6 protein-coding genes and 1 tRNA gene are annotated in these 5,828 nt (G+C 38.1%); all 7 read right to left on the bottom strand.

All coding sequences use genetic code 11. The features are described from left to right. Nucleotides 1–220: 220 nt before the first annotated feature. Nucleotides 221–841: a BamJ family beta-barrel-assembly machinery protein gene (bamJ, locus tag CWB66_RS15395; protein ID WP_077538055.1), complete on the bottom strand. Its 621-nt coding sequence runs from the start codon at nt 839–841 to the stop codon at nt 221–223. Nucleotides 842–910: 69 nt separating this feature from the next. After that, nucleotides 911–1,294, bottom strand: a complete 384-nt coding sequence (locus tag CWB66_RS15390) for a hypothetical protein (RefSeq protein WP_138586036.1) — start codon at nt 1,292–1,294, stop codon at nt 911–913. 51 nt (nt 1,295–1,345) lie between these two features. Further along, nucleotides 1,346–1,436: transfer RNA gene (locus tag CWB66_RS15385), tRNA-Ser, on the bottom strand. Between the two features lie 99 nt (nt 1,437–1,535). Then, the gene (locus CWB66_RS15380) at nt 1,536–1,913 is read right to left on the bottom strand and encodes a hypothetical protein (RefSeq protein WP_138586035.1); all 378 of its coding nucleotides are present in this window, start codon (nt 1,911–1,913) and stop codon (nt 1,536–1,538) included. Between the two features lie 202 nt (nt 1,914–2,115). Then, nucleotides 2,116–2,664 carry an NAD(P)H nitroreductase gene (locus CWB66_RS15375; protein ID WP_077538058.1) on the bottom strand — a complete coding sequence of 183 codons (549 nt, stop codon included), beginning with the start codon at nt 2,662–2,664 and terminating at the stop codon, nt 2,116–2,118. Between the two features lie 121 nt (nt 2,665–2,785). After that, nucleotides 2,786–3,472 (bottom strand): HvfX family Cu-binding RiPP maturation protein, encoded by a 687-nt coding sequence (locus CWB66_RS15370; RefSeq protein WP_138586034.1) that lies wholly within the window; start codon nt 3,470–3,472, stop codon nt 2,786–2,788. Between the two features lie 240 nt (nt 3,473–3,712). Further along, nucleotides 3,713–5,674, bottom strand: coding sequence for an oxidoreductase (locus CWB66_RS15365; RefSeq protein WP_138586033.1), 1,962 nt, complete (start codon nt 5,672–5,674; stop codon nt 3,713–3,715). Between the last annotated feature and the right edge of the window lie 154 nt (nt 5,675–5,828).

Here is a 5,828-nt window from a genome sequence, read left to right as displayed (position 1 = left end):
AATTCGTTAAATTGATCAAAGGTTTATGCAGGTTGGTATTATTATCCAGAGTTCAGGTTAACTAACAAATAGTTCTTTAGTTTATATATTTAAAAACCGCATTTTATTAATGCGGTTTTTTATTTTTAGCATACATAAAGTTCTTAAATTACAGACACAAAAAAGCCGTATTCAAATTGAATACGGCTTTTTAAATTCTTAAGTTTAAAATTTATTTAAATTAAGAAATGATTTCGTGTAGTTCAACGTCAAATACAAGCGTTGAGAAAGGTGCAATTGCAGCACCTGCGCCACGTTCACCATAAGCAAGCTCATGAGGAACGTAGATACGCCATTTAGTTCCTACTGGCATCATTTGTAATGCTTCAGTCCAACCTTTGATCACGCCACCAACTGGGAATTCAGCTGGTTGGCCGCGCTCGTATGAGCTATCAAAAACAGTACCGTTAATTAATGTACCGTGGTAATCAACACGAACTGTAGATTCAGCAGTTGGCTTTTCGCCTTCACCCGTTGCTAGTACTTCGTATTGAAGACCAGACTCTGTAACTGTGATTTCAGGGCGTTTAGCATTTTCTTCTAAGAAAGAAACACCTTCAGCAGAAAGTACTTTAGATTCTTCTTCACGACGAGCTTGGATCTCTTCGTTAATTTTTTCAAATGCAGCTTGGATCTCAGGGATCTCAACTTGAAAAGCGCTACCTGCGTACGCATCTTTCATGCCTTCAAACACTGAATTTAGGTTTAAGCCTTCAAAAGGATTAGACTTAAGTTGCTCACCCATTTGTAAGCCAATACCGTAACTTGCTTTTTCAGCATCTGTAGTAAAATTATCTGACATAATGTGTTTTTCACGTTTTGTTAGTTAAAAGACGCAGCTATGCTATCACAAAATAAACCGTTTTTGGGTCTAGTTTTTGCTGAGTTTTACCTTTAATAGACCAACAATATAACTACTCACCACTAAACTGAATAAAATTCCAGCAAGCAAGGGGAAAGTAAGCAATCCTACTTTGCCAAGCAACAAAAATGGCACAACTATAAGCCCTATAAAACCAATAAACACGGAAGCAATAGTGGGCCAATATTTATCGTATTTTGTAATTAAATGAGCAGTTAAAAGATTGAAACCAACACCATAAATTAATGCAGTAATAAGAGGGTATTCTGGTTGTGCATCGGCTGCCATTTTAACTAGCAAAGTAATTGCACTGTGGTAGCAATAACTAAACACGGTCCATAATAAAATATGTTTAATTAATCGCTGTGGGATTGATTGAATAGATTTTGTCATTTTTAACTTCCACATAGCAAAAAACCGCCAATAAGGCGGTTTTTTAAATAATGGTGGAGAGATAGGGATTTGAACCCTAGATGGGCTATAAACCCATGCCGGTTTTCAAGACCGGTGCATTCGACCACTCTGCCATCTCTCCGTACGGCGCGGATAATAGGGGTAAATGCGTAATTTGTAAAGGCTTAATATATAAAAAATTAAAAAATGACTCAATTACTAAAATAACCACTACCTAAGGCTAATAATACTGCTTTGGTTTTCGTGCAATCCACGAACAAATTAAGCATATTAATAAACTAAGCGTAAAAAGAGTAATACTTTGAAAAATCAAGTCAAAATGATTTAATTCTCCACTTGGTACTACAACGAGCATAACCGCAGGTAAAGCACTTAATAACAAGACATAACAGCAGATTTTAAATGCACGAGCAAAACCGAACCGTTTTGATTGCTGCATCCACCATGTTAATACTGCAAGCACACCTATGGCAGAGCATGCGATGAATAGCGCTGCATTCGTGATCATGCCTACATATAGGGTTAAAAATGCCCCTAAAATCCCCCAGATTGACCACGCTAACCAATTTTCTTTTTCTTGTAAAAATAGATTTCCCATAATATAAGTCTTCTTTATTGTTATTTTTGTTGAGACTTTCCATACACTATCAAAAAACAACCGATTAAAAAACAAACTGAAGAAGAAATATTACCATTATTGCATCCGAGCGCTTCTCACAGCCTCACCATTCATTGCTTAATTGTGTAATTTTAAGCGTAAAAAATTGTGACTATGAAAGGTGCATAAAGTTCATACTATTTTACAGATAGCTAAAATAAGTTTCTGGTTTATGGCGAGGTGACTTTTTACAGTTAACTACGGGGGTACCTAAATATAAATAACCAACAATTTCATCATGCTCGCACAAATTAAGTGCCGCTTTTACAGCTGGGCTTTGTGCAAAATAACCGGTACGCCAAACGCCCCCCAAGCCTTGTGCAAATGCGGCTTGTTGCATGGCTAATACACTACATCCTGCACTCTGTACTTGCTCTATACGCGGTACTTTTAGATGATCTTGATATTTTGCAATTGCGATAATAATCATAGGCGCGCGCAGTGGTAATTCCTTAGCACGATTAATCGCTTTTTCTGCTTGTTGCTCAGTCACTGCGCTTTGATGATAGATTTCACCTAATGTATGGCGCGCATCACCTTGTACAATAATAAACTGCCACGGCGCTAAACACCCATGATCCGGAACTCGTAATGCAGCTTGTTGAATAATGGCTAGCTGCTCACTATTTGGGGCAGGCTCAGTTAATTTTGGATCAGACTGGCGGGTAAGTAAAAGCTCAATTGCGTTCATCACGTTTCCTCAAAAATAAAACGCTAGAGTAACATTTAAAACCTGAAAAAATAAATATCGATAGCAAAACGGCCACATAAAATAAATTTATGTGGCCGTTAATAATCGTATATTTAATGCGTCATTGTTTTACAACACTTCGCTTTAGCCAATAGTCAATACTGACAAAACGTCCCCCGCCCATAAAAAACAAGCTCAATAGCATAGCAAAGTAGATAGCTGAAAATTCAATACCATTATTTAAAATTGAGGGTTTTCCTTTTTCATATAAATAATCAGGTGAACCGTGCTCTTCGACTAAATTACGAATAATGCCAATTCTATCGCGTACTTCTAGCGAGTTTTCAAGGCTTTCTTTAGCACCAGGAATAGACAACCAATCAAGTACTTGTGCCGCGCTGGTATCGGGGTTTGTAGGCGCTATTGCAAACCAGCCATTATGCCAATGCACAGATGTAGCAGCAACCACCATTGTAAACATCAGCGGAATGCTCACTAAGCGGGTTAGCAAACCAAACAATAAAAACCAGCCACCTAGAAACTCACTCCACCCCGCTAAAAAAGCAAGTAAATCGGGAAAAGGTAATCCTAACCCCCATTCACTATTGCCAAACCATTGAACAACGTCGGGAGAAGCTAAAAAGTTATCGAGGAAACGAGTGGTTTCAGTGCTTATGGCAAATTTATTGTAGCCTGCAATAATCATCACAGGCGCTAAAATTAAGCGAAAAAGTAAAGCCGGAAAACCATCTAAAAATGATAATTTACCCAGTATTATGTCGTAAATACTTATTATTTTGTTTCTCATGCGTGCCCCGTTTGTTCATTGTTTACTAAGTTATAGACTATAAACAACCAAGACCGCACTAAAACAAAAAGTATTTCATACCAAGGTAGTAACGTTAAATAACCTTAGCAGTGGTTAAGAAGTTTACTAATATCTTAAACCACAATGATATTGTTATTTATTTTTCTCTAGCCAGCTATTTTCAGCGCTAACTGCGTTAAAAATAGCTGTTTGAGGTAGGTTTCTTATTTAGACTTCAGGTTAAATACTTCGCGCGATTTGTAGGGCTTCAAATATCGCGCGTTTAGCATCAATCGCTGAAGCAAGTTTAGCCCCGCCAATGACATGCACTTTTGCATTATCAGCATAGTCTTTAAGTACTTCATTATTTGATACCTGTCCAATACAGGCAATAACAGTATCAACTGGTAGTATCTGTGTTTCACCGGCGACGGTAATAGACAGCCCTTTTTCATCAAAACTATTATATTGGCAATCAGCAATTTGCTTAACGCCATGCTGTTTTGCTACTTGACGGTGTATCCAACCCGTTGTTTTACCAAGCTCACTACCAAAGCGTCCTGCACTTCGTTTTAACATATACAATTGGCGTTCATCTTTATGTGGCTGCGGCTGACATTCAATACCCCATTGCGTTTTAAAATCAGCGATACTTTGCGATTTGTGCTCACTTAAAAAGGCAACCATATCAAAACCTATGCCACCAGCACCTAAAATGGCAATTGATTTACCTAACTCAACTTCACCGCGAATAACTTCATCATAAGCAAAAACGCGTTTACCATCATCGCACTTAATAGTTGCTTCTCGTGGTCTTACCCCGGTTGCAAAAACAACATCGTCGTAATTTTCAAGCATGCTATTTTCATAGGCTTTTCCTAATTCGACCGCTACGTTTAAGCGATCCAACTCATTCGTGTAATAAGCTAATGTGTGGTTAAAGTCTTCTTTACCTGGTATTTGCATCGCTAAATTAAACTGACCGCCCATTTGCATTTTTTGGTCAATTAACGTTACTTTGTGACCTCTTTGGGCCAAATAACAGCTTGCTGATAAACCCGCTGGGCCTGCGCCAACAACAAGTACATTTTTGACTTTAGCAGCTTGCTCTAATGGGTAATCGAGCTCAAACGCAGCTTGAGGATTAACTAAACAGGTAGCACGCTTATTTTTAAATACATGATCTAAACAACCTTGGTTACAGCCAATACAAATATTAATTTGCTTAGATTGCTCATTCGCGTATTTATTAAAAAACTCAGGATCAGCAAGTAACGGCCGAGCCATTGAAATTAAATCGGCTTCGCCTGCATTTAAAATATCGTTAGCAATCTCTGGCGTATTAATTCTGTTAACAGCAATTACAGGAACACTCACCACGTCTTTTAAACGTTTTGATGCTTCTTTAAATGCACCTGGCGGAACCATACTCGCAATCGTAGGCACACGTGCTTCATGCCAACCAATACCGGTATTAAAAATATCAACGCCTGCTTTTTCAAGCTCAGTTGCTTGAGTAATGACTTCCTCAGGTGTTGAACCGTTTGGAATTAAATCAATAACCGACAACCTAAAAATAATTAAAAATTGTTCAGATACTTTTGCCCTAACCGCTTTTACTATTTCCAATGCTAAACGCATTCTATTTTCTAAACTACCACCAAACTCATCTGTACGCTTATTGGTATGCGGCGCCATAAATTCGTTAATTAAATAACCTTCAGAGCCCATTACTTCAACGCCATCGTATCCAGCCTTTTCTGCCATATAAGCAGAGTGCGCAAAGTCTTTAATTGTTTTTTTAATAGACCCTAATGACATCGCTTTTGGTTTATAAGGGTTAATAGGTGCTTTTATAGCACTAGGCGCTTGGTTAAATGGATGATACGCATAACGCCCAGCGTGGAGTAATTGCAAACAAATTTTTCCGCCGTGTTTATGCACTGCATCGGTGTACGCACGGTGCTTAAATACATCATAATAACTATTAAATGATGACGAAATAGGCGTTAACTTACCGCGTAAATTAGGGCTATATCCACCTGTAATTAACATTGCGGTGCCGCCCTTGGCGCGTGCTTCATAAAATGCGCGTAAGCGTTTTCGGTTATGCCAACCTTCTTCAAGGCCTGTATGCATTGAGCCCATTACTAAGCGGTTACGTAATTGCGTGTGTTTTAATTGTAATTGTTGTTCTAACATCTTGTGCCCCGTTAACTGGTCTAACCTGTATACATTAGTTAATTCTGCTTTAATCGCAAGTAATATGCAATATATGACTGTATTTAATTATTAATCTCGTTATGGTATTAAATAATCATTGATATGCATTAATTTAGGGCCTGTTGACCTTTGT

The organism is Pseudoalteromonas sp. S558, from assembly GCF_005886635.1.
GTDB lineage: Bacteria > Pseudomonadota > Gammaproteobacteria > Enterobacterales > Alteromonadaceae > Pseudoalteromonas > Pseudoalteromonas aliena.
The sequence above is the reverse complement of the archived record's forward strand: the minus strand, read 5'-3'. Positions and strand labels throughout refer to the sequence as shown.

Coding starts and splice junctions, on each gene's coding strand:
- CWB66_RS15375 (WP_077538058.1), bottom strand. CDS start 2,664: ATGAACGCAATTGAGCTTTTACTTACCCGCCAGTCTGATCCAAAATTA.
- CWB66_RS15380 (WP_138586035.1), bottom strand. CDS start 1,913: ATGGGAAATCTATTTTTACAAGAAAAAGAAAATTGGTTAGCGTGGTCA.
- CWB66_RS15390 (WP_138586036.1), bottom strand. CDS start 1,294: ATGACAAAATCTATTCAATCAATCCCACAGCGATTAATTAAACATATT.
- CWB66_RS15365 (WP_138586033.1), bottom strand. CDS start 5,674: ATGTTAGAACAACAATTACAATTAAAACACACGCAATTACGTAACCGC.
- CWB66_RS15370 (WP_138586034.1), bottom strand. CDS start 3,472: ATGAGAAACAAAATAATAAGTATTTACGACATAATACTGGGTAAATTA.
- bamJ (WP_077538055.1), bottom strand. CDS start 841: ATGTCAGATAATTTTACTACAGATGCTGAAAAAGCAAGTTACGGTATT.